The following is a 26,512-nucleotide window of genomic DNA, read 5'->3' as shown; positions in this document are numbered from 1 at the left end:
TTGTTGAGTTGGTGTATGATCCTCGTATAGATTTCGTTAAGATTGGGTAAATCTTTAAATCCATTGTTATTGTTTGGCTTCATCGCTGTCTTTTTGTTAGTCTAAAGACAAAGAGCGAGCCAATAATCAAATGATTCTTGGCTCGCTCTTTCTATTTTACTACTTAAGGTTAAACTTCTCTGCTTTTTCTATACCAGACGATCCCTATTAAAGCGATCAATACTAGCCCTACTATTTTAAGTATCGGTTGTTGGATACTACCAGTTTTAGGATAGTGTTTTATATGCTCTATTTTATCATGATCTTGTTCTATATCCGTTGAATTTGTCGGTTCTTCTGGAACATGTGTATTAATAATTGTTGTGCCTTCGATTTTTGTTTCATATCCTTCTACAGGGTCTTCTTTCACGGTATAATTGTATTCGTTGCCTTCATTATCATATATTGGTAGATTTACAAAGGTATAGTTCCAGTCGCCAGTTTCATTGGCTGTTACTTCTTGGACTTTGTATTCTTTGTCATTTTGATATAGGCGAACGGTAATTGCGTTTGGACGAGTCTGGAATTTATTTTGATCATCTTTCCAGATTTTTTCCCCACTGATTTTGGTGATTTCTTTATTTGTATAGGTGTTAGTGATCGTAGTACCTTCAACTTTTGTTTCATAATTTTTTACTGGGTCTTCTTTCACCGTGTAGTTGTATTCATTTCCCTTGATGTCATATTTAGGCAAATCGCTAAAACGATAGTTCCAATCGTCTGCTTTCGTTGCTTTTACTTCTTGGACTTTGTATTCCTTAGCATTTTGATACAAACGAACAGTAATTGAATCTGGGCGGGTCATAAATTTGTTTTGGAAATCTTTCCAAATTTTCTTTCCGCTGATTTCAGTTGTTTCTTTGTTTTCATAGCTATTTGTGATCGTCGTTCCGTCGATTTTTGTTTCATAGCCTTTGACTGGGTCTTCTTTTAACGTATAGTTATACTCGCTGCCTTTTGTATCGTATTTAGGCAAGTTTGTGAAGCTATAATTCCAGTCACCAAGCTGATTCGCTTTTACTTCTTTTGATGCATATTCTTGGTCATTTTGGTATAAACGAACTGTAATGGACATTGGACGCGTTTGGAATTTGTTTTGATAATCTTCCCAAACTTTCTTACCAGTAATTTCGGTTGTTTCTTTATTTATATACTTGTTAATGATGGTCGTACCTTCAATTCTTGTCTTGTACTCTTTGACTGAGTCTTCTTTTAGTGTGTACTTGTATTCATCTCCATTACCATCGTATTTTGGTAAATTTGTGAATGCGTAATTCCAGTCACCATCTTCGTTTGCTTTTACTTCTTTCACAGTATATTCTTTATCATTTTGGAATAAACGTACTGTAATAGACGTTGGACGAGTGTTAAATTTGTTTTGATAATCTTCCCAGATTTTCTTGCCTGTAATTTCGGTTGTTTCTTCATTTACATAGGTATTGATGATTGTCGTACCTTCGATTCTTGTTTTGTACCCTTTAACTGGCTCTTCTTTTAATCTATATTGATATTCATTGCCTTTTGCATCGTATTTTGGTAAATCAGTGAACGTATAATTCCAATCACCTGTCTTCAGATTTGCTTTGACCGTTTGTTGTTTCATTTCTTGATCATTTTGATATAAACGAATCGTGATTGAATTTGTACGTGTTCGGAATTTATTTTTGTAGTCTTCCCAGATTTTCTTTCCACTGATTTCTGTTGTTTCTTTATTTGTATAACTATTTGTGATCGTTGTTCCATCGATTTTCGTTTCGTACCCTTTGACTGGGTCTTCTTTTAACGTATAGTTATACTCATTGCCTTCTGTATCATATTTTGGCAAGTTGGTGAAACTGTATGTCCAATCTCCTGTTTCTGTTGCTTTGACTTCTTTTACAGTATATTCTTTATCGTTTTGGAATAAACGTACTGTAATAGACGTTGGACGAGTGTTAAATTTGTTTTGGTAATCTTCCCAGATTTTCTTTCCACGGATTTCTGTTGTTTCTTTGTTTTCATAGCTATTTGTGATTGTTGTTCCATCGATTTTCGTTTCGTACCCGTTTACTGGGTCTTCTTTTAACGTATAGTTATATTCATTGCCTTTTGTGTCATATTTTGGCAAGTTGGTAAAACTGTATGTCCAATCTCCTGTTTCCGTTGCTTTGACTTCTTGAACTTGGTATTCTTGTTCGTTTTGATATAAGCGAACTGTTATGGATGCTGGACGAGTGTTAAATTTGTTTTGGTAATCTTTCCAAACTTTTTTACCACTGATTTCCGTTGTTTCTTTATTTGTATAACTATTTGTGATCGTTGTTCCTTCAACTTTTGTTTCATAATCTTTTACTGGGTCTTCTTTTAACGTATAGTTGTACTCATTGCCTTCTGTGTCATATTTTGGCAAGTTGGTGAAACTGTATGCCCAATCTCCTGTTTCTGTTGCTTTGACTTCTTTTACAGTATATTCTTTATCGTTTTGGAATAAACGTACTGTAATAGACGTTGGACGAGTGTTAAATTTGTTTTGGTAATCTTCCCAGATTTTCTTTCCACGGATTTCTGTTGTTTCTTTGTTTTCATAGCTATTTGTGATTGTTGTTCCATCGATTTTCGTTTCGTACCCGTTTACTGGGTCTTCTTTTAACGTATAGTTATATTCATTGCCTTTTGTGTCATATTTTGGCAAGTTGGTAAAACTGTATGTCCAATCTCCTGTTTCCGTTGCTTTGACTTCTTGAACTTGGTATTCTTGTTCGTTTTGATATAAGCGAACTGTTATGGATGCTGGACGAGTGTTAAATTTGTTTTGGTAATCTTTCCAAACTTTTTTACCACTGATTTCCGTTGTTTCTTTATTTGTATAACTATTTGTGATCGTTGTTCCTTCAACTTTTGTTTCATAATCTTTTACTGGGTCTTCTTTTAACGTATAGTTGTACTCATTGCCTTCTGTGTCATATTTTGGCAAGTTGGTGAAACTGTATGCCCAATCTCCTGTTTCTGTTGCTTTGACTTCTTTTACAGTATATTCTTTATCGTTTTGGAATAAACGTACTGTAATAGACGTTGGACGAGTGTTAAATTTGTTTTGGTAATCTTCCCAGATTTTCTTTCCACGGATTTCTGTTGTTTCTTTGTTTTCATAGCTATTTGTGATTGTTGTTCCATCGATTTTCGTTTCGTACCCGTTTACTGGGTCTTCTTTTAACGTATAGTTATATTCATTGCCTTTTGTGTCATATTTTGGCAAGTTGGTAAAACTGTATGTCCAATCTCCTGTTTCCGTTGCTTTGACTTCTTGAACTTGGTATTCTTGTTCGTTTTGATATAAGCGAACTGTTATGGATGCTGGACGAGTGTTAAATTTGTTTTGGTAATCTTTCCAAACTTTTTTACCACTGATTTCCGTTGTTTCTTTATTTGTATAACTATTTGTGATCGTTGTTCCTTCAACTTTTGTTTCATAATCTTTTACTGGGTCTTCTTTTAACGTATAGTTGTACTCATTGCCTTCTGTGTCATATTTTGGCAAGTTGGTGAAACTGTATGCCCAATCTCCTGTTTCTGTTGCTTTGACTTCTTTTACAGTATATTCTTTATCGTTTTGGAATAAACGTACTGTAATAGACGTTGGACGAGTGTTAAATTTGTTTTGGTAATCTTCCCAGATTTTCTTTCCACGGATTTCTGTTGTTTCTTTGTTTTCATAGCTATTTGTGATTGTTGTTCCATCGATTTTCGTTTCGTACCCGTTTACTGGGTCTTCTTTTAACGTATAGTTATATTCATTGCCTTTTGTGTCATATTTTGGCAAGTTGGTAAAACTGTATGTCCAATCTCCTGTTTCCGTTGCTTTGACTTCTTGAACTTGGTATTCTTGTTCGTTTTGATATAAGCGAACTGTTATGGATGCTGGACGAGTGTTAAATTTGTTTTGGTAATCTTTCCAAACTTTTTTACCACTGATTTCCGTTGTTTCTTTATTTGTATAACTATTTGTGATCGTTGTTCCTTCAACTTTTGTTTCATAATCTTTTACTGGGTCTTCTTTTAACGTATAGTTGTACTCATTGCCTTCTGTGTCATATTTTGGCAAGTTGGTGAAACTGTATGCCCAATCTCCTGTTTCTGTTGCTTTGACTTCTTTTACAGTATATTCTTTATCGTTTTGGAATAAACGTACTGTAATAGACGTTGGACGAGTGTTAAATTTGTTTTGGTAATCTTCCCAGATTTTCTTTCCACGGATTTCTGTTGTTTCTTTGTTTTCATAGCTATTTGTGATTGTTGTTCCATCGATTTTCGTTTCGTACCCGTTTACTGGGTCTTCTTTTAACGTATAGTTATATTCATTGCCTTTTGTGTCATATTTTGGCAAGTTGGTAAAACTGTATGTCCAATCTCCTGTTTCCGTTGCTTTGACTTCTTGAACTTGGTATTCTTGTTCGTTTTGATATAAGCGAACTGTTATGGATGCTGGACGAGTGTTAAATTTGTTTTGGTAATCTTTCCAAACTTTTTTACCACTGATTTCCGTTGTTTCTTTATTTGTATAACTATTTGTGATCGTTGTTCCTTCAACTTTTGTTTCATAATCTTTTACTGGGTCTTCTTTTAACGTATAGTTGTACTCATTGCCTTCTGTGTCATATTTTGGCAAGTTGGTGAAACTGTATGCCCAATCTCCTGTTTCTGTTGCTTTGACTTCTTTTACAGTATATTCTTTATCGTTTTGGAATAAACGTACTGTAATAGACGTTGGACGAGTGTTAAATTTGTTTTGGTAATCTTCCCAGATTTTCTTTCCACGGATTTCTGTTGTTTCTTTGTTTTCATAGCTATTTGTGATTGTTGTTCCATCGATTTTCGTTTCGTACCCGTTTACTGGGTCTTCTTTTAACGTATAGTTATATTCATTGCCTTTTGTGTCATATTTTGGCAAGTTGGTAAAACTGTATGTCCAATCTCCTGTTTCCGTTGCTTTGACTTCTTGAACTTGGTATTCTTGTTCGTTTTGATATAAGCGAACTGTTATGGATGCTGGACGAGTGTTAAATTTGTTTTGGTAATCTTTCCAAACTTTTTTACCACTGATTTCCGTTGTTTCTTTATTTGTATAACTATTTGTGATCGTTGTTCCTTCAACTTTTGTTTCATAATCTTTTACTGGGTCTTCTTTTAACGTATAGTTGTACTCATTGCCTTCTGTGTCATATTTTGGCAAGTTGGTGAAACTGTATGCCCAATCTCCTGTTTCTGTTGCTTTGACTTCTTTTACAGTATATTCTTTATCGTTTTGGAATAAACGTACTGTAATAGACATTGGACGCGTTTGGAATTTATTTTCGTAATCTTTCCAAACTTTTTTACCCCTGATTTCCGTTGTTTCTTTATTTGTATAACTATTTGTGATTGTTGTACCATCGATCTTCGTTTCGTACCCTTTGACTGGGTCTTCTTTTAATGTATAGTTGTACTCATTGCCTTCTGTGTCATATTTTGGCAAGTTGGTGAAACTGTATGCCCAATCTCCTGTTTCTGTTGCTTTGACTTCTTGAACTTGGTATTCTTGTTCATTTTGATATAAGCGAACTGTTATGGATGCTGGACGAGTGTTAAATTTGTTTTCATAATCTTTCCAAACTTTTTTACCACTGATTTCTGTTGTTTCTTTATTTGTATAACTATTTGTGATTGTTGTTCCATCGATTTTCGTTTCGTACCCTTTGACTGGGTCTTCTTTTAACGTATAGTTATACTCATTGCCTTCTGTGTCATATTTTGGTAAGTTGGTGAAACTGTATGTCCAATCTCCTGTTTCTGTTGCTTTGACTTCTTTTACAGTATATTCTTTATCGTTTTGGAATAAACGTACTGTAATAGACATTGGACGCGTTTGGAATTTATTTTCGTAATCTTTCCAAACTTTTTTACCACTGATTTCTGTTGTTTCTTTATTTGTATAACTATTTGTGATTGTTGTTCCATCGATTTTCGTTTCGTACCCTTTGACTGGGTCTTCTTTTAACGTATAGTTATACTCATTGCCTTCTGTATCATATTTTGGCAAGTTGGTGAAACTGTATGTCCAATCTCCTGTTTCTGTTGCTTTGACTTCTTTTACAGTATATTCTTTATCGTTTTGGAATAAGCGTACTGTAATAGACGTTGGACGAGTGTTAAATTTGTTTTGGTAATCTTCCCAGATTTTCTTTCCACTGATTTCTGTTGTTTCTTTGTTTTCATAGCTATTTGTGATCGTTGTTCCATCGATTTTCGTTTCGTACCCTTTGACTGGGTCTTCTTTTAACGTATAGTTGTACTCATTGCCTTCTATGTCATATTTTGGCAAGTTGGTGAAACTGTATGCCCAATCTCCTGTTTCTGTTGCTTTGACTTCTTGAACTTGGTATTCTTGCTCATTTTGATATAAGCGAACTGTTATGGATGCTGGACGAGTGTTAAATTTGTTTTCGTAATCTTTCCAAACTTTTTTACCACTGATTTCTGTTGTTTCTTTATTTGTATAACTATTTGTGATCGTTGTTCCTTCAACTTTTGTTTCATAATTTTTTACTGGGTCTTCTTTTAACGTATAGTTATACTCATTGCCTTTTGTATCATATTTTGGCAAGTTGGTGAAACTGTATGCCCAATCTCCTGTTTCTGTTGCTTTGACTTCTTGAACTTGGTATTCTTTTTCATTTTGATATAAGCGAACTGTTATGGATGCTGGACGAGTGTTAAATTTGTTTTCATAATCTTCCCAGATTTTCTTTCCACGGATTTCTGTTGTTTCTTTGTTTTCATAACTATTTGTGATTGTTGTTCCATCGATTTTCGTTTCGTACCCTTTGACTGGGTCTTCTTTTAGCGTATAGTTGTATTCATTGCCTTTTGTGTCATATTTTGGCAAGTTGGTGAAACTGTATGTCCAATCTCCTGTTTCCGTTGCATTGACTTCTTTTACAGTATATTCTTTATCGTTTTGGAATAAACGTACTGTAATAGACGTTGGACGAGTGTTAAATTTGTTTTGGTAATCTTCCCAGATTTTCTTTCCACTGATTTCTGTTGTTTCTTTATTTTCATAGCTATTTGTGATTGTTGTTCCATCGATTTTCGTTTCGTACCCTTTGACTGGGTCTTCTTTTAACGTATAGTTGTACTCATTGCCTTCTGTGTCATATTTTGGCAAGTTGGTGAAACTGTATGCCCAATCTCCTGTTTCTGTTGCTTTGACTTCTTGAACTTGGTATTCTTGTTCATTTTGATATAAGCGAACTGTTATGAATACTGGACGCGTTTGGAATTTGTTTTCATAATCTTTCCAAACTTTTTTACCACTGATTTCTGTTGTTTCCTTGTTTTCATAACTATTTGTGATTGTTGTTCCATCGATCTTCGTTTCGTACCCTTTGACTGGGTCTTCTTTTAACGTATAGTTGTACTCATTGCCTTTTGTATCATATTTTGGCAAGTTGGTGAAACTGTATGCCCAATCTCCTGTTTCTGTTGCTTTGACTTCTTTTACAGTATATTCTTTATCGTTTTGGAATAAGCGTACTGTAATAGACGTTGGACGAGTGTTAAATTTGTTTTGGTAATCTTCCCAGATTTTCTTTCCACTGATTTCTGTTGTTTCTTTATTTGTATAACTATTTGTGATTGTTGTTCCATCGATTTTCGTTTCGTACCCTTTGACTGGGTCTTCTTTTAACGTATAGTTGTATTCATTGCCTTCTGTGTCATATTTTGGTAAGTTGGTGAAACTGTATGCCCAATCTCCTGTTTCTGTTGCTTTGACTTCTTGAACTTGGTATTCTTGTTCATTTTGATATAAGCGAACTGTTATGGATGCTGGACGAGTGTTAAATTTGTTTTCGTAATCTTTCCAAACTTTTTTACCACTGATTTCTGTTGTTTCTTTGTTTTCATAGCTATTTGTAATCGTTGTACCTTCAACTTTTGTTTCATAATTTTTTACTGGGTCTTCTTTTAGCGTATAGTTATACTCATTGCCTTTTGTATCATATTTTGGCAAGTTGGTGAAACTGTATGTCCAATCTCCTGTTTCTGTTGCTTTGACTTCTTGAACTTGGTATTCTTGTTCATTTTGATATAAGCGAACTGTTATGGATGCTGGACGAGTGTTAAATTTGTTTTGGTAATCTTTCCAAACTTTTTTACCACTGATTTCTGTTGTTTCTCTTGTTCGTTTTTCATTTTCAACAGTTCGCTGGATTACTTCATTATCTTTATCAGCTGTAACAGTAATAATTATTCCTTTAGCAAATTCTGGACTTACTGCATACCCTTTAGGTGCCTTTTCTTCTACTAATAGATATTTCCCTTTGGTTAATGACCTGAAACTGGCCTGGCCATATTGTCCGTCAGTCGTAACTCTTTCTACGATTTTTTCGCTATCTTTCTTTTCTCCTCGGTATAATACAAAAACGGCACCTTCTAAAGGAGTTTGCGTTCCCTTGATTACTTTGAATACTTGTAATTCTTCTGTCGTTCCAATAATTTCACCTGAACTTTTAGGAACGATCACAGGAACAGATTTTATCTGAGGATCGTCCGTTATGATAAGATCACTTCCCGATACCCTAACACTGTTCATAACGGGAATCTCCTGCCCTGGGATATCCTTCTTAGAATACGTGATTTCCGAATCATAAGTTAATTCAAGAGAATCTTTTAAGTCATTCATTAATTTAATATGAAAGCTACGTTCTGTATGTTCAAACGTATAATCTATTCCTCGTTCCAGAGTCTTTCCTTTATTGTCACCAGAAGTATAAACTAATTTCATAGTATCAAATAAGGCACGATTGTTGATCCAATTGTAGTCTTCAATTTCTACATTTTTCAAATCAAATTTATGCTCATTGATAATCACTTTCCACTTGATTCTATTTGGAAATTCTTTGCTGATTTCGCCTTCTTTTCTAACGACCATATCTTGACCTACGCTATAACCAACACTTGCCTCAACTGCTTTTCTAGGTGTGTAATCATCTTCATAGTATGCAATATTTTTCACTTTTTTCTTTAAGATATCTTCCTTATTTTTTAAAGTGGTACGAAAGACGATCAAAAAACGGTAATCTGCCCCTTCATCAAAATTTGCTTGTATTTTATTTGATCCTTGATCAAAAGTCGCTGTTGCTTTTTCCGTTGGTTTATAATCTGTATTTTCATATCGTTGCTCTAAAACTTCTACAGAACCATCCACGTATTCCTGATCGTCAGGAATGGGGTCTTCAATCATACTATTCTTATTTATCTTGTATTTTGATTCATTGATCATGATTCGCCACTCTACTTCATGTGTTTTAGGAAGATAAGTACCAAATTTAGTAACGGGAATAGAATTTTTTTGTCTATAAAATTCTTTACCTGCACGGCCTTCTTTCTCTTGCCCCCCTTGTGTATATCTATACACACAACCATTTCTATGAGGAACATTATCATCAAAATGAGATTTACAATTTATTTGAAAGGTATGATTCGTTTCCTCATTAGACAAATAGTACAATTCAAACCCTTTTATTTCACCATTTTCTTGAATCATTTTCAAAGAATAGTCCTGATTTTCAATCAATCGTTTATTGGTTGTTATATCTGTAACAATGATCGACTGCTCTAACATAGAACCTGAAGTTAATTTGTCGATGATAAACCACTTGCTGATTGAGCGATTGTTTTGATTCACAATAATCGTCCAATCTAATTCATTACTTTGTTGATCCCAAAAATAATCCTTTGAAACCGTTGATTCTGGCTCAGCTGGTTCTTCTCCTGTTCCCGGAATTTCCTTTGGTACTGAGATATGATGTTTTCCGTGATAAACCGTGTTACTGATCGACGTACCTTCACTTGGACGATAGGTCACCTTTGTTTTGTATGTGATTTCGATAGGTTGATCAATATCTTGTTCAAACTGAAACTCAAAACCTTCTTCGATTTCAGTGACTGTGTATGGAACTGTTGGAGAAACGGTCAAACTGTCTTTTATAAAATTTTGATGAAAACCAACGATATCAGTAAATTTTGCCTCCTCTTTAGGAATGTGACGACCACTCGGGTTAAATGTTACAGTCCAACTGATTTCTTGTGTTTTTTCGTCAAAATCGCCGGCTTTTTTACTGATATCCACATGTTCTTGCAGTGATGTGCTTGCACTTGCTTCTTCATCTTGTCGATTGCTGCTACTCAACTTGACTTTGTTCGTAATCGTTCCTTGACCTGCATAATTGATTGGCGTACTTAGATATAAAACGAATGATTCTTCAATGTTAGATGGAAAATGCGCAACACCTGATGGATCAAAAGCGAGCAATCCTGTTACGTCTTCATTTTCGGTAACATTTCCATCCAAATCTACATTGGCTTTCATCATTTTTGTAATAGTATAAGCTGAAGCTACTTTTTTCCACTCACTATTCGTTGTTTCTTCTGTTAAAGTTGGGTTTTCAATCAGGTTCTTGTTTGGGTTGATTAGAATTTTCCAGTCAACTATTGGCGCCCCATCTGAATCATATCTTGTATTTAAATACTCTTTTTGGATAAAAGAAGTAATTTTTGTACTAATAAAGATCTCTTTTCCTTCTGCATCTTTTGACCATGGGATGAGTATTTTCTTCTTTCCAGGAACCGTAATTTTTCGTTCATCTAAAGTGATAGAGAACCTTAAACGCCCTTCAACATTGTCATGCTTTTGAACTTCAGAATTAAATGTCATCGTTACATTTCCTGCTGCATCACAGGCATAATTTCCGTATAGCAAACCCGTTGCTGGGTCTTTCAACTCACCATTTTGCTCACCTAAAGCAGCAAAATCTGTTGGTAACGTAAATTTAAAATAATCCCCATCTTGCATTTCTTTTCCAAGTTCATCGGGAAGTGAGAATGCATATTCAATTTGGAATGTATCGCCCTTTTTCAAGGGATTACCTGATGTAACTTCCTCCCCATTTAAAGTTAGTAATACATCATTAAAGATCGTCTTATTCCCATTTACATCCCGAGAAAGAGACTCCGATGCAGGCAAACTAGTTAAATCTCTACCAGTTTCTTGTGCATACACTGGCTGTAAAATAAAGGCTCCAAAGCTATCAAATAAAATACTTCCTATCATAATTATGGTTAATAGTACATTTGTTTTCTTTTTCATTTAGTAGATTCCCCCTATGTTTTACTCTAATATGCTTTTTTTAAATAGTCTGGCACACGCATGGAATATTAATTCATATTTTGATCAATTGAATGACTGTGCCACTTTCTTTAAAAATCCTTTCTGATTCTATTATTTTATTTCTTTATGCAGGTAGTTTTCATTTTATGTGTTTCATGATTATTTTCATATATGTAATGTTTTATGGCTCTATAACAAAATAAATATGTTGTTTTGCATTTTTTTGATTACTCCGCTTCAACTAAAAGGGTTCTTTACATCCATACTATCCAAACAGACTAAAAAAACCTGGAAAAACCAACAATAAATTGTTCGTTTTTCCAGATTTATACTTAGATTTTAATAGATTGATCGATTATTTCTTAGTCTACCAATTTTAGCTGGGCACATCTTGTCCCAACAAAAACAAGGAATACAATGATGAAGGCCCCCATCGTCGCATCACTAAAGAAATGACAGCCTAATAACACTCGACTGATTGCTGTAATAGCGCCCCAAGTCACACCAAAAACCAATAATTTTTTACGTAGCTTAGTATTTTTAGAACTCGCGTATAAAGGAAAGAATATAGCAAACATGCTTTCACAAGAATGTCCTGACGGGAATGACTTATGTCCAGTTGGTCCATTCATTTTGTACCATGGCGTAAAATTATCTTGGATAGCATTTAGCTCGTATGGACGAACACGCCCCCATAAAATTTTAATTTCCTCTACACACATTAGATAAACAAAGGCTACTGCAATTCCTAAAATAGCCACACGCATTAAACGATCGAACTCTTCTGCCGTTTTATGGCGTAACCATTTTTGAATGATCAACGTTGCTACAGCAAAAACAACGAAACAAATCATGATATTGATAATTGTTGGTAACGTGGGATTAACACCACCATCATTATTTGCTTGCCCGATTGGACGACCATGCTCGACATTTTGGATAGATGATAAGGTATACTGAATAGCAAATTTTAAATAGTACCATATCCCATAAAAGGATAGACCTACTCCAGACACGGCAATCAACACTTTTGCTATCATAGGTTGGCTTGATCGAACCGCAAAATGAATAATAATTTCTCCGCTCATCATGATTACGACCCCTACGGGAAAACAGGCATAATTTTGTAAAAAGGTGGCAATGTATGAATTTTGACTCATCACTGCATTTGAGATTGCTAAGTCCCCAAACGTACCAATCCCAAGTAAAACGACAAAAATTGCGATAACTATTGCAATTCTTCTGCTATCTGACATTTTCTTTAACATTTTTATTCCTCCTAAATTTAAAAAGCTAAAAGAGCTTGATCAGCTTTGATAGGAAAAGAGAAAAAATAGGGCTGAGATGTTTTTGCCTCATTCTATCTATTTTTTCCTAAGACCTTCACTCCTTGGAGCTTTAGCTCTTAGGAGTTGATGCGATCGAAGTAGCTCATGAAGTCTGGTACCCTTAAATCACTTCCAAGTATTATTCTATCATTTAAAAATACAAAATATCATACATTTTGTCGTTTTATCTATCATTAAAAAGACATTAATCTTCTCGCTGTCCCTATTACGTAATCAAAAAAGGAATCATGAGCTAAAAATTCCACCACACGATTCCTTCTTTATTTATAATCTCTTATATACTCAGCGCCAAACGTTACTATTTAATAATATAACTCTACTTTTGCTGGTACCGTTTCAATCATTTTCTTACCTTTATTAATAGTTAACTTTCTTACTTTTGATTTGATTTATGGCAAAAATCATTATCGGTAAGTAATTAAAGATAAAACTTAGCCGCTGACAAAAACCGATTTGATTCAAAACGGGAAACTGATTGATTCCAGGAATTCGAGCTAAACCATATATACTTGCAAAAAAAATACTGATCAGAAACAAAATCAAGTAACGTTTGCTAAAGATTGTTTTACCTTGTTTTTGATAAAGTAAATACAAAAAAAGGGGGAAAAGTAGAAAACCAGCGTACCCTAAGCCAGAGCCAATATTATGAACCCATGTAGAAAAATTCCAATTTGCTTGTTCCGTGTTAATGCTAAACAATCCAGTAAACAGACAATCTCCAATCCCATACACCCCAATTGATAGAGTTAATAAGCTGGCTAATGTCTTTGACGTAGTTCTAAAAGCTTGATACACTGCCGGTATTGCCAATACAAATAATAGACCTGATACTACAGACCAAATCAAAAATGCACGTCGTACTGGACTATCGACATCTCCAAATATACTGATCACCATGGTCATTTGACTCATTTTTGGATAAAACAAACCCAAGCTATACGGTGTTAAGAAATCACTTATTACACCTAATAATAGAAAATAAAATCCATATTTTTTCAAAAAATTCATATTGCTCCCCCTAGACCCAATTTCTTTGGCAATTCTGACACTCTAATTATACGCAATTACAAGATGATTTAATAATCTTTATTCTTTAAAATATAAAAACAGAGGCCGAGACAAAAACGCTTATTTCCGAAGGAGCTGCTTTTTTCTCGCCGTTTATTCGGATTTAGAGCGCGAAACAAAACTGTTTTTTAGTTTTGTCCCACGCTCGTATTATTTAAGTAGCGGTTACACCCATACATTTTTCAAAATCTTCATACCATCTAACATAGCATAATCTTTTTTAGCAATAATTTTGACAGGGATCTCTGGGAATTTATGTTTGATTTCCTCTTCGGCATAGTGAAGTTCTGGACATAATAAAATACAATCAGCATCTCTGCCTTTTTCAGCGATTTTAGACACACTATACGCTTGGACCGTTACGTTTATATTGTTATCTCTCGCTAGATTATTCATTTTCGTCACCAATAAACCTGTATACATTTCATAATCTGTCATCATCCCTGTAATTCCAAATAGTAGGATCTTTTGAGGATTTCCCATTTTTTTTGACGTCTTCTCATTCTTAACTTTGTTATCATTTTCCATACTTTTTCTACCTTCCTTTTTTGAAAAAAGAGAGCTAAAAAATGATTGTTTAGTATTTCCTAAAATAGTATCGGTTGAAATGTTGAAATACTTGCTGAGCTTTACCAACGTATCCAAATCTGGGTAGCTTTTATTCCGTTCCCATTTCGAAACGGCTTGAGGCGTAACATTCAGAAACTCGGCTAACTCTTTTTGAGTCATTTTTTTTGATTCTCTTAATTCTTTTATTTTGTTTCCAATCTCTACCACCAGCATAACCTCCTAGATTAACGTTGGGCAAACAGCTATCCGTTGAATAAGTGATACCCCGCCTCAACTATTAGTTGAATTCACAAATGTGATGCTCCATAGACTTATTATAACAACAAAACCTTAAAAAAAATATTCCAACTACATAAAATATAGGTTAATAGGTTGTTGCTTTTTTAAGCTATACTCTTTTTAATTTCCATACTAATCTCTTTACCTATTAAAAAGAATGAAAAAACTACTTTTACTTCCAAAGGTAATCGCTTTCAATTATAATACAAATAGCATCAAAATATGAAACATATTTCATTAGGGGGCAACAACTATGGCAACTTTTGACATTCCAACAATGCGCGATCAAATAAGAGAACATGATGAAAAACGAGATGCTGGTTTGACTGAACCAGATACTCTAGAAATAATCAAAGACTTATCTTACGGTCCATACGGTATTGAAAATACGTTTGATATTTATTATCCTATAGGGACCACTACCTGTTTACCCACGATCATCAATATTCATGGTGGTGGGTTCTTCTATGGCGATAAAGAACTTTATCGCTTTTATACTATGTATTTGGCAACACAAGGCTTTACCGTAGTGAATTTCAATTATCGTTTGGCACCTGATCATCAATATCCTGCTCCATTGGAAGATACGAATGCTTTGATGAATTGGTTGATTGAACATGGACAAAGCTACTACATTGATTTAGATCACCTCTTTTTAGTTGGCGATAGCGCTGGCGCTCAATTGGTAGAACAATATACTACGCTAACAAGTAACTCAGTTTATGCACAAAACTTTCCGTTTAAAGTTGCTGCCATCCAGTTTAAGGCAGTCGCTTTGAACTGTGGCGCCTATTTCATTGGAGAAAATGGTGCTATTAATCAAGACTTTCCATTTTACTTTGGTGATACGATCACCCCCACATTGGAAAGCCAGTTTCCAGTAGAGCGTTATATCACAGACAGTTTCCCACCAACTTTTGTTACAACCGCTACACACGATATGTTAAAAGATCTTGCCCAGCCATTGGTAGCGTTATTGCAGTCTAAAGGCGTTGAAACAACTTACCGTCTTTACGCAAATCAAGATCATTCCGAGCTAGGACATGTCTTTCATTTGAATCAGAAAAGTGATATTGCAAGACAGTGTAATAATGATGAACTTGCTTTTTTCAAAGAGTTTTCTTTAAAATGAATATAAAAACCTTTTATAGAAACTACGACTCTTTTAGATGTTTCAGTTTTTTTGTTGAATTTGATGATGCAACTGCTTGATAAATTAAATAACCTGAAGTGTAACTCCCAGCGTTACACTTCAGGTTATTTAATAGTCAAACTGCAATTAAGTCTAATTTTTTACCTTCAATCACGATAATAAACTTCATCTAAAAACAATCCTTGTGCCGGAACAGTCATGCCTGCCTCACTTCTGATTTTACTTTTAAATACTTCATCGATCGTTTCTAATTTCAGTGTTCCTGATCCAATTTCTAAGAGGGTGCCCATCAAAATTCTAACCATTTTATGCAAAAAGCCATCTCCAATAAAGGTAAAATGAATAAGATCCCCTTCTTTTTGAATCGATAATTCATTGATTGTTCGGGTTGTTGATTTTTTAGTCTTTTTAAGAGATGAAAACCCAATAAAATCATGAGTTCCGATTAATTTCCGACAAGCTTCATCCATCAACTCAAAATCAAGCTCTTCAGAATAATGGAAACTGTAATGACGCTCAAAAGCAGAAGGAATCGCATTATTCCAGAGATAATAACTATATTTTTTCCCTTTGGCATTATATCGAGCATGGAATCTTTCTGGAACTTCTTCTATTTCTTTTATAACAATATCTTGCGGAAGATAACGATTTAAACTTTCAATCATCTCTGATAGTGCCATTTTACTATCTGTTTTAAAATTCGCAATTTGTCCTCTGGCATGCGTTCCAGCATCCGTTCGACCAGAACCTATGATTTCAATTTTTGAACGTGTTATCTGTGTCAAGATGTTCTCGATTTTTCCTTGAATCGTTTTATCTGAATCACCGAGTCTTTGCCAGCCAAGATATCTTGTACCATCGTACTCGATTGTCAATTTAATGTTTCTCATTTTTTAGTTTACTCCTCTTAAAATGCATTTTTCATTGATTTTACTAGTATTCGCTTCTATTATAACAGTATTGCTTCACGTGATGAAGTGTGGTCTATTTAATTGTCCATTATTATCACTTTATTTCAGAGATAACTTAGCGTTTGTTCTATTTTTTATACTAATTTTCAGGAATAGTGCTACTTGACATTCCATTCATGTTCCCCTATATTAAACATAGACAGTCATCTATATTCAGGAGGAATGAACATGGATTACGAAAAACTTTCTTTAGTACTTAAAGCAATGGCTGATCCTAAGCGAATGAAAATAATCGATTTGCTTTCGTATAGTAGTATGTGCGCCTGCGATGTATTGAAACACTTTGATTTTACACAGCCCACTCTTTCTCATCATATGAAAGTTTTAGAAAGCGCTGGTATTGTTTCTGTCAGTAAACAAAGCCAGTGGCATCATTATACATTAAGAGAAGAGTTCGTAAAAGAATTTATGAGCTCTATGATGCATTTACTTTCTGATAGCGAAGAAGATTGTCTTTGCCAATATACTAAAGAGACAAAAGGAGATAGTAATTAAATGACGTATGCACTCGAAATAAACGATTTGAAAAAAGTATATGGAAGTGGAGTCGAAGCTCTTAAGGGCATCAATTTAGTTGTAGAAGAAGGTGATTTTTACGCACTTTTAGGCCCGAATGGTGCTGGTAAATCCACAACGATCGGTATCATTACTTCTCTTGTTAATAAAACATCAGGGAAAGTAAAAGTATTTGGTTATGACTTGGATAATGATTTAGTTCTTGCCAAACAACAGATCGGTTTAGTACCACAAGAGTTTAACTTTAATCCATTTGAAACAGTTGAACAAATCGTGGTGAATCAAGCTGGTTACTATGGTGTTTCAAGAAAAGAAGCATTAAAGCGCAGCGAGAAATATCTAAGACAATCTAATCTATGGGAAAAGCGAAATGTACGTGCTCGCATGCTTTCTGGAGGGATGAAACGCCGTTTGATGATTGCCAGAGCTTTGATGCATGAGCCTCGTTTACTTATCTTAGATGAGCCTACAGCTGGAGTCGATATTGAACTGAGACGGGAAATGTGGGATTTTCTAAGAGAACTGAATGAAAATGGCACAACGATCATTTTAACGACGCATTACTTAGAAGAAGCAGAGATGCTTTGCCGCAATATTGGTATCATACAATCTGGTCAGTTAATTGAAAACACCAGCATGAAAACCTTGCTAGCCAAGTTGCAGTTTGAAACGTTTATTTTCGACTTAGCTCCTTTTGAAAACAAACCTGAAATCACAGGTTACAAGTGTATTTTTGAAGACGAGCAAACACTTGAAGTAGAGATTGAACGAAATCAAGGCTTGAATGGCCTATTTGAACAGCTCACAAATCAAGGAATCCAAGTTCTTTCTATGCGTAATAAATCCAATCGACTAGAAGAACTATTTCTAAAAATTACAGAAGAAAAACCCCTAGTAGATGCCAGTACTACTTCCCAAGTGTAACGCTAGTGGAATAATATACGTCATGAGCATCAGATTGATTTAAGAAATCAATACTTTGATACGAATAAGGAGAATGAAAATGTTTAAGTTATATTTCACGGCTTTAAGGAGCCTTGCAGTAAAAGAAACCAATCGTTATCTACGGATTTGGGTACAAACTTTGGTACCACCAGTAATCACTACATCCCTTTATTTTGTTATTTTCGGAAATCTGATCGGTGGACGAATCGGTCAAATGGAAGGATTCTCTTATATGGAGTTTATCGTTCCTGGACTTATTATGATGTCAGTCATTACAAGCTCTTATGCCAATGTCTCTTCTTCATTTTTCTCGCAAAAGTTCCAGAAAAATATTGAAGAGTTACTTGTTGCACCTGTCCCAACGCATATTATTATTTGGGGATTTGTCTTCGGTGGACTTGGTCGAAGTGTCCTAGTAGGGACACTCGTTACAATGATCTCTTTATTCTTTGTACCACTTCACGTTTATTCTTGGTCTATTGTCATTATTACCCTTCTTATGACAGCTATTTTATTTTCATTAGCAGGGTTATTAAATGGGATTTTTGCTCAGTCGTTCGACGATGTATCGATTGTGCCAACTTTTGTTTTACAGCCGCTAACGTATCTTGGCGGAGTGTTCTATGCGATATCAATGTTGCCTCCAATCTGGCAATCTATTTCAAAAATAAATCCAATCGTGTATATGATATCAGGGTTTAGGTATGGCTTTCTTGGAACCATTGATGTTCCGATCATCTTTTCTATGATCATTTTGATTTTATTCATTTCTGTTCTTTATGCCGTTTGTTGGTATTTGATTGATCGAGGACGTGGATTAAGAAGCTAATCATAAATTTTTTGCGCATTTTTGAAATCTATTGAATAACAGAAAGAACTTGGGACGTAAGTCCCAAGTTCTTCATTTTTTATTTCAGTTGAAAATAAGTACTACTCGCCAATCACCAATCTTCTTGTATAAACAGCTTGTCCAGAATGCATCACTGCATCATCAATAGCTGAAACGATTCGAGCTTGACGGGTTACAACTGGTGTCCAGTTTGTATCCACAACATCACTAAGACTTGCTTCATCCAAGTTTTCTAAATAGGCATTTGTAAAATCAACACTTGCAGTTAAATAATCTAAAAGGATTTTTTTATCCGATACGACCACTTTTGCTGCTTCTTCTGGCGTATGACGCCAATCCTCTGTATCATCAGGTAAATCCAACGCAAATTTCTCACTCCAACCTGATTCTAGCCACAACGGTTTGGTCTTGTTCAGCTCAGACAATTGATAATCAAGCTCTCTTGCAGTGTGCCAAATCAACCAAGTAACCGATTTGATCAAGGGCTTTGGCATCGCATTAGCTTCCTCTACGCTCATCTGATCCAGTGTTTCTTCAAAACGCTCTTGTGCTCTCTTTAACGTATCGATAGATAATTGTGTGATTTTCATTGAGACCTCTCCTTTATTAGTTGTAATGAAAACAGTTTTTACTGCCCTTATCTCTACTATCACTTTACTACAGTGATTATGGAACATCAAATTTTCGAGGCTATCGTTGAATGACTTCACGTTGAAACACCCCTTTTTGTCAATCCATTAAAGGATAGACAAAAAGGGGGCACTTAATTTATTGAGGCTTAAATATCTTCACCATTCGTTTCAATTACTTTCTGATACCAGTAAAATGACTCTTTTTTCAACCGTTGAAGGGTTCCATTTCCTTCGTTATCCTTGTCCACATAAATCATACCGTATCTTTTTTCCATTTCCCCACTACCAAAACTAACGATATCGATGATGCCCCAAGGCGTATACCCAATAACTGGAACACCATCTTCGATGATGGCCTTTTTCATTTGCTCAATGTGTTTACTCAAATACTCAATCCGATAGTTGTCATGAACAGTATTTTCCTCTGTTAGTTTATCATATGCACCAAAACCATTTTCGACAATAAATAACGGTAGATCGTAACGTTGATAAACAGTATTTAAGACATAACGTAGTCCCACTTCATCGATTGGCCAGCCCCAATCAGACACACTTATATATGGATTTTTCACTATTTTTGCATTCGGAATATCTTCTGTCTGCCATCCTTCGACATCTTCAAGCGTTGAAATCGTGCCAGACATATAATAACTAAAACCGATATAGTCGACCGTTCCTTCTTTCAAAATAGCTAATTCCTGCTCGCTGATATCAATTTGGTAGTTCTTACGTTCCCAATATTTTGTCGCATAAGTGGGAATTTTCCCTCGAGCATGAATATCATTATAGAAAAATCTTCGCTCATTCGCTTTAACAGAGGCCATCATATCCTCAGGATTACACGAGTACGGATAAACTGGGACATAGGCCATCATACAACCAATTTGGAATTGAGGATTTATTTTTTTCCCTTCGATCACAGCAGCTGCACTAGCAATCAATTCGTTGATTCCCGCTTGAAAAACAAGTTCTTCTTTTTTGTCTTCATCTTCAATAATCATCGCTGAATTCGTCCAAACATGAAGTGGCTCTTGTCCATCCGCTTGGTTATTGATTTCATTAAACGTCATCCAGTAGGTTACTTTATCTTTATAGCGTTCAAACACACATTTAGCGAATTTTACAAATAATGGAATCACTTCCTTGTTGGCAAAACCACCGAACTCCTCATAGATGTAATAAGGCATTTCAAAATGTGACAGCGTAATAACAGGTTCAATACCATTTTCTAGTAATTCATCAAATAAACGATCATAATATAATAAACCCGCTTCATTCGGCTCTTCTTCGATTCCTTTAGGAAAAATACGGCTCCATGATATAGACGTTCGCAAACATTTTAAACCTAGCTCTTTAAAAAGCTTGATATCCTCTTTATAGTGATGATAAAAGTCGATTGCTTCATGGTTTGGATAGTATTCTCCATCCAGAACCCCCTTCGTTATTTTCCGTGCGATGCCATTTCCGCCGGCGGTCATCACGTCAGCGATACTAGGTCCTCTTCCATCTATATTCCAAGATCCTTCCGCCTGATGGGCTGCAATTGCACCGCCCCATAAAAAATCTTCTGCTATTTTATTCGTCATAACCAAGCTCCTTCAATCAAAAATAATTCGTTTATAAATCTATCTTCTGTGCACGATTAGAGGCAATAACGAATGGTAAATAGATACAAACTGAAACTGCCAAACAGATGATTCCTACTAAAACTGCAACAATATTTCCACCTGTCCCTAAGAATAAGTTAATGATTCCAGGTGTGGTCCATGGAACACCAATTGCAGGTGACGGCATAATCGGCCAAACCACCGTAACAAAATACCCAATCATGATATTAACCATTGGGACCAATATAAACGGAACGATCAATAGTGGATTTAAAACAATTGGCAACCCAAATATAATGGGCTCATTAATTTGAAAAATTCCTGGAACTAATGACATCTTTGCGATTTCTCTTTGTTCAGGTCGTCGTGATGCAATAAAAATCGCAATGATCAAGCCCATTGTCATCCCTGTACCACCCATATTCGCAAACATATCATTTAGAATCCCCCACGTTTCTTTGTAAGGAACATCCCAAAGCGAACCACCTTTATTGATAAAATCCAGATTGGCTAAATCTTGCTCCGTAAAAATAGCAGAACGAACAGCATTTAACGTATTTGGACCATGAATACCGATAGAAAATAGCAATGTTTGAATAAAAGCTAATAACATAACGCCGACAACGTTTCCTCCAAGATCACGTAAAGGACTTTGAATGCCTTTATAGATAAGTTCGTTCACCCCTTCAGGTGCAATCATCAACACTAAAAAGTTTATAATCGCTGAAATACCCACTACAATAACAATTGGAATCATACTTGAAAAGGAACGAGAAACTGCTGGTGGCACCATATCTGGCATTTTAATTTGTAGTCGTTTTACTTTGAATAGCTTTGGTAAAAACTCCCCTACTAAACAACCAACGATCATCGCAACAAACAAGCCTTGTGCCCCTAAGTATTGTGTACTGATCACATTCAAATCATCTGCATTAAAAGGTTTAGGATATAAGATCATAAAACTGGCAATACTTGTTAACCCGACCAAAGTTGAATCAGCTTCAAAATGTTTTGCTAAGATTTGCGCAACAAGATAAGTGATAAAAATACTCATGATATTGATTGTTCCATTTGCCACAGAGGACAAAACCTGTTGAGCGTCTTCTAAATTTGGAAAAACACTGGACAAACGTAATAATTGCACGACAAAACTGTCATTTGAAAATAAAATGTTGTTAACTAGAATAACCAGTGACGCAGAAATCGTTAATGGAAAAATCAACATAAACGCATCTCGAACCGCTGCGATGTGACGTTGATTATTTAACTTTGTCGCAATCGGTACTAATGAACGATCAATGATGTCATTAAATTTTTGCATAGATAAAACTCCTTTCATTTATAAACGTATTATACATAAATTAATCCGGAAAAAAGTAAGCGCCTCCTTTTTAAAAATAAATTCTTGGGAAATAGAACAAATTCCTTGTACGGAACAAGTCGTTCCATATTTTAGACAAAAAAAATTAACTAAAGTACGTTTTCCCCTCTAGTTAATTTGCTGTACTATATTTTATTTAATCATTACGAAAGTCTTTAAGATAGCTGATCAGTGTTTCCAAGATTGCAATCGCTGGTAACTGACTAGTCAAATCCAGAAAAATATCTTTGCGTTCTTCTTTGATTTCATACTCAATAGAGTAGTCACAAAGTTGAGCTAGCGTACTTTTCTTGTTTAGCGTAATACAATACTTTTTGACACTGTTCTTATCTTGTAAACCCGCAATTACTTCTATCAATTCTTTTGTTTCACCAGAGACACTTAAAAATACGATGACATTTTTTTGATCTTTGCGTAAAAAACTACGAATAGGATAGGTCAGATCATCCAAACTGATGGATAAATAACCCAAGCTCGCTAATTTTCTAGCTATATACTGTGCGATTGCACCAGAAGCGCCCATCCCCATAAACAATATCAGGTCACTATCTCGTAACTCTTGTGCCATCTTTTTTATTTGATATTCTACATCAGGATGAAAAATTTCCATATTAAGTGAGTTCACTCGCTCTTCAATGCCAATATGTTTTTTATTCTCTGCTTGGCGAACATTATCTAAATGAGATTTAATATAAAAACGAAACTCTGGAAAAGAATGAAACCCTATTTTCTGAACAAAGCGAAAAACAGATGTCGATGATACGTGAGCACCGTCCGCAATATCTCGAACACGCATATAAGGGATTTTCTCTAAGTTATTCACAACAAATCGATAAATTTCTTGTTCCACGGAGGATAGATCGTTTAATTTCAGATAATCAAATATCGCCATTTATGTTAATCTCCTTTAATTCGCTAAGAAAATTATACCATAAAAAATTTACTTGCTGACAACTTGATGTACTTGATAAACTGCCCCGATAAGTCCTGCATCATTTTTTAATTTTGTTGGTCTAACAGGCGCAATAGTCTTTCCTCTTAAATAATTGATGGCTGCATGATTCTTCTGCACTTCCGTCAATGTTTTTTGAAGTTCTCTATGAAACTGTTCATTTGCACTCACACCGCCGCCAATCAAAATCACTTCTGGATCAAAACAACTAATTAAATTTACCAGACCGACTGAAAGATCCACATAAAATTGTTTCGTCATTTCTATTGCACGTTCATCACCACTTTCAGCTAAGGTAAATATCTCCCTTGCATCTTGAACAGGCATAACTGTTTCGTCCTCACTTTGCCGCGCTTCATTATACAAACGAACAAGACCATCGACGACAGATGCACGTCGATTAATCGAAACTGCCTCAAGATTACCCGTTTCCGGCAATTTGTCGATCATCATCCAACCAAATTCCCCAGCCATACCATGAGAACCACGATATACTTTCCCATTAATGACGATCCCACCGCCAACTCCTGTACCTAAAACTAAACATAAATAATTCTCCAGATCAGTTGCATTGCCAATCCATTTTTCTGCTATAGCAACTGCATTCGCATCATTTTCTACAGTAACAGGCAGCCCCGTTGCTTCTTCAAGCTTTCGTTTAAAATTTTCGCCATATAATGGTTTGATAGCTCCTGCCGTTAGCATAAACCCATCTTTTTGCACGATTCCTGGAGCACTTATACCAATTCCATTTATTTGATAATTTCTTTGCGCTTCTTCGATGATTTTTAGGAGATTTGCATAAAATACATCTGGTTCATATTTTGTCTCCATACTTCCTTTTTCTAAAATAGTGCCACATTCATCCAGAACGCCATATTTAATGGTCGTCCCACCTATATCAAATCCTACATACATAAATTTAACTTCCTTTATTGTTTATTTGAAGAATTAAAGATAACGCCTTCATTTGTGAAGTATTGTATCATATCTTGTTATGGATTTTTTTCCTTTCTAACTCTCGTTACATCAATCCAAATTGTTACTCAACTGTATTTAGTTAATACTAAATAGTAAATTGGTTTCATTTATCTATCAAAATGAGGCCGAGACAAAAGAGTTTATTCGGATTTAGAGCGCGAAACAAAACTGTTTTTTAGTTTTGTCCCACGCTCTATCCTTATTATATTCTGTTACTGACAAACTTCTCTATAATGCTATTCTAGTCCCTCTATCACAAGGTTTTCAATACTAGCAGCTTTTGCATCTGCTGTAACGGCCGCTTTGAATTTAACTATGTCTCCCTCTTTCAAGAAAAGAGCCATTGGACTATTATTCGTTGTCACACTATAGATGGTTTTATCATTTTCCAACAAGAAAGAGACAACGGTTTGCGCTTCACTTGCAACAATCGTTACACGAGAAACACTTCCTTTGATTTCTTTTAAATTAGCTGCTTCACTACTTGTATTATTACTACATTTTGTTGCTAATTCAATTCGGTAAGCATCCAATGCATTTTGGGCTGCATCAGCATCTACAACAATATCATTATCAACTGCATTCACATACACATATTTTTTGAAAATCCCTTTACTATCCATTAAAGAAACAATCCACGTTGGAACACCATCGATATTATATAAAACTGGCATACTTGCTTTCCATTTTTTCTCTGGGTAAATTTTCGCTGCAATCGAAATAGCGCCATCACTATCCATGATCCCAACTTTTGTATCACGATAATAAGTTACTTGACCTGTTCTTGCATTGATCAATGAATAGCCTAAAGCGGAATCTTGATCCTCATCCCCACTTGTAAAGTCCGTAAAATACAACAATTGACTGCCTTCTTTATTCATCATCGGCGTGATTTGTCCTGATGCATAGATACCGTTTTCCGTTGGGATTTTAACATCTTTTTTAGCACCAAACATCGTTTGATTCCACCAGCCTTGACTGTAACGGCCAAAGTATTCATTGATACTGTTGGCAGCAGAACTAGTGATTGGTGCATCGACAAATTTTGGTGCATCTTTGCTATCATAGACTTTCACTTCACCCGTTGTGGCATTTAAAACAGCTGTTTTAAATTCGTTATAGTTCATTCGACCAGAAACACCATATTCTTTATATAAGGTCTGAATATAAAATGGATTCCCCTCTTCGTCAATTTCTAAATTGATTTTTCCAGTAGCTGCGTAATCAGGATAAGCAGCATAAATTTTACGTGCAGCATCTTTCCCAAAATAAGCTGAAGGTGTGTAAATGATCGGCTTTTCGACAAATGTCGGCTGAGCATTGATATCCGTTGCACTAATAATGAAGTAGCCTGGAACTGCTCCTAATTTTGACCATTTGAAAAAGCCATTAAATTCCACTGTCGCAACATAGACATACTCCCCATTCACCACTTGTGCCGTAATCCCATCTAGTGTAAACATATTCGAATTAGGAATCACCGAGAACTTTTGCAACATCTTTCGTTTCGCTGTTTTTGGTGCGATAGCAATAGGTGTTTCTTTGGTAGAGGTTAAAACTTCTGCTTTTTCTTCAGTCTTTAACGGAATCGTTTGGTAGACATCATCAATCGCTGTTACCTTCGTTACAGAACTAACAATGAATAATAAAACCATTGCAGCAACGCTGATACCTAGTACACGCCCAGACCAATCATTCACTCCATTTACCACGGTCGTTTTATGCCCTTTGTGCAAGATTTTATTAGAGGCTTGACTGAGAGAGCGACTTGCCAATAATAAACTACTTGCAACTACAGCTCCTATTAGGTTGATCCATAGAATAGTTGATAGTGTCTTACTTGGTAAGGCAATAAATAAGAAACTGCCCAGTAAGAGTAATTCAATGACTAGTAATACAATCATCCTTTTAACATTTTTCCCTTTTGTGACCATAAAACTAATACCGTTTGCAACCAATATTCCTATACCAAAAAATAACGTTAACCCGATAAAATTTAAAAACATACTTTTTCCTCCTTTAAATTTAGAT

The 26,512-nt window shown here is 35.2% G+C and carries 15 protein-coding genes; 4 read left to right on the top strand and 11 right to left on the bottom strand.

Translation table 11 applies throughout. From position 1 onward, the window contains the following. Positions 1 to 169: 169 nt before the first annotated feature. From I583_RS16810 to I583_RS15865, 4 genes are all read right to left on the bottom strand, one after another. Positions 170 to 11,206 carry a Cna B-type domain-containing protein gene (locus I583_RS16810; protein ID WP_016249913.1) on the bottom strand — a complete coding sequence of 3,679 codons (11,037 nt, stop codon included), beginning with the start codon at positions 11,204 to 11,206 and terminating at the stop codon, positions 170 to 172. 383 nt (positions 11,207 to 11,589) lie between these two features. Beyond that, positions 11,590 to 12,495 carry a phosphatase PAP2 family protein gene (locus tag I583_RS15875; protein WP_010762432.1) on the bottom strand — a complete coding sequence of 302 codons (906 nt, stop codon included), beginning with the start codon at positions 12,493 to 12,495 and terminating at the stop codon, positions 11,590 to 11,592. A 438-nt stretch (positions 12,496 to 12,933) separates the two neighbouring features. Then, positions 12,934 to 13,584 carry a DUF998 domain-containing protein gene (locus tag I583_RS15870; RefSeq protein WP_010762431.1) on the bottom strand — a complete coding sequence of 217 codons (651 nt, stop codon included), beginning with the start codon at positions 13,582 to 13,584 and terminating at the stop codon, positions 12,934 to 12,936. Positions 13,585 to 13,809: 225 nt separating this feature from the next. Further along, positions 13,810 to 14,421 carry a helix-turn-helix domain-containing protein gene (locus I583_RS15865; protein ID WP_010762430.1) on the bottom strand — a complete coding sequence of 204 codons (612 nt, stop codon included), beginning with the start codon at positions 14,419 to 14,421 and terminating at the stop codon, positions 13,810 to 13,812. Positions 14,422 to 14,746: 325 nt separating this feature from the next. Between I583_RS15865 and I583_RS15860 the strand changes: the two genes are divergently transcribed. Then, positions 14,747 to 15,625 carry an alpha/beta hydrolase gene (locus tag I583_RS15860; protein ID WP_010762429.1) on the top strand — a complete coding sequence of 293 codons (879 nt, stop codon included), beginning with the start codon at positions 14,747 to 14,749 and terminating at the stop codon, positions 15,623 to 15,625. 167 nt (positions 15,626 to 15,792) lie between these two features. On the opposite strand, the gene truA is transcribed toward I583_RS15860, so the two are convergent. Then, positions 15,793 to 16,536 (bottom strand): tRNA pseudouridine(38-40) synthase TruA, encoded by a 744-nt coding sequence (truA, locus tag I583_RS15855; protein ID WP_010762428.1) that lies wholly within the window; start codon positions 16,534 to 16,536, stop codon positions 15,793 to 15,795. A gap of 249 nt (positions 16,537 to 16,785) precedes the next feature. Between truA and I583_RS15850 the strand changes: the two genes are divergently transcribed. From I583_RS15850 to I583_RS15840, 3 genes are all read left to right on the top strand, one after another. Further along, positions 16,786 to 17,112 carry an ArsR/SmtB family transcription factor gene (locus tag I583_RS15850; RefSeq protein WP_010762427.1) on the top strand — a complete coding sequence of 109 codons (327 nt, stop codon included), beginning with the start codon at positions 16,786 to 16,788 and terminating at the stop codon, positions 17,110 to 17,112. Beyond that, complete coding sequence (locus tag I583_RS15845) at positions 17,113 to 18,057, top strand: ABC transporter ATP-binding protein (protein WP_010762426.1); 945 nt, start codon at positions 17,113 to 17,115, stop codon at positions 18,055 to 18,057. It abuts the gene before it with no gap. Positions 18,058 to 18,136: 79 nt separating this feature from the next. Further along, positions 18,137 to 18,907, top strand: a complete 771-nt coding sequence (locus I583_RS15840; RefSeq protein ID WP_010762425.1) for an ABC transporter permease — start codon at positions 18,137 to 18,139, stop codon at positions 18,905 to 18,907. A 101-nt stretch (positions 18,908 to 19,008) separates the two neighbouring features. On the opposite strand, the gene I583_RS15835 is transcribed toward I583_RS15840, so the two are convergent. The 6 genes from I583_RS15835 to I583_RS15810 all read right to left on the bottom strand — a co-directional run bounded on the left by I583_RS15835 (position 19,009) and on the right by I583_RS15810 (position 26,487). Then, on the bottom strand, positions 19,009 to 19,518 hold the full coding sequence (locus I583_RS15835; RefSeq protein ID WP_010762424.1) for a DinB family protein: 510 nt from the start codon (positions 19,516 to 19,518) through the stop codon (positions 19,009 to 19,011). A 188-nt stretch (positions 19,519 to 19,706) separates the two neighbouring features. Beyond that, complete coding sequence (locus tag I583_RS15830) at positions 19,707 to 21,146, bottom strand: 6-phospho-beta-glucosidase (protein WP_010762423.1); 1,440 nt, start codon at positions 21,144 to 21,146, stop codon at positions 19,707 to 19,709. Between the two features lie 31 nt (positions 21,147 to 21,177). Continuing rightward, positions 21,178 to 22,488, bottom strand: coding sequence for a PTS sugar transporter subunit IIC (locus I583_RS15825; protein WP_010762422.1), 1,311 nt, complete (start codon positions 22,486 to 22,488; stop codon positions 21,178 to 21,180). 196 nt (positions 22,489 to 22,684) lie between these two features. Then, the gene (locus I583_RS15820; protein WP_010762421.1) at positions 22,685 to 23,440 is read right to left on the bottom strand and encodes a MurR/RpiR family transcriptional regulator; all 756 of its coding nucleotides are present in this window, start codon (positions 23,438 to 23,440) and stop codon (positions 22,685 to 22,687) included. Positions 23,441 to 23,488: 48 nt separating this feature from the next. After that, positions 23,489 to 24,418: an ROK family protein gene (locus I583_RS15815; protein WP_010762420.1), complete on the bottom strand. Its 930-nt coding sequence runs from the start codon at positions 24,416 to 24,418 to the stop codon at positions 23,489 to 23,491. 299 nt (positions 24,419 to 24,717) lie between these two features. Beyond that, complete coding sequence (locus I583_RS15810; RefSeq protein ID WP_010762419.1) at positions 24,718 to 26,487, bottom strand: hypothetical protein; 1,770 nt, start codon at positions 26,485 to 26,487, stop codon at positions 24,718 to 24,720. Between the last annotated feature and the right edge of the window lie 25 nt (positions 26,488 to 26,512).

The sequence above is a fragment of the Enterococcus haemoperoxidus ATCC BAA-382 genome (assembly GCF_000407165.1).
Taxonomy (GTDB): domain Bacteria; phylum Bacillota; class Bacilli; order Lactobacillales; family Enterococcaceae; genus Enterococcus_L; species Enterococcus_L haemoperoxidus.
Note: the sequence above shows the minus strand (reverse complement) of the source record. Positions and strands in the feature narration are given on the sequence as shown.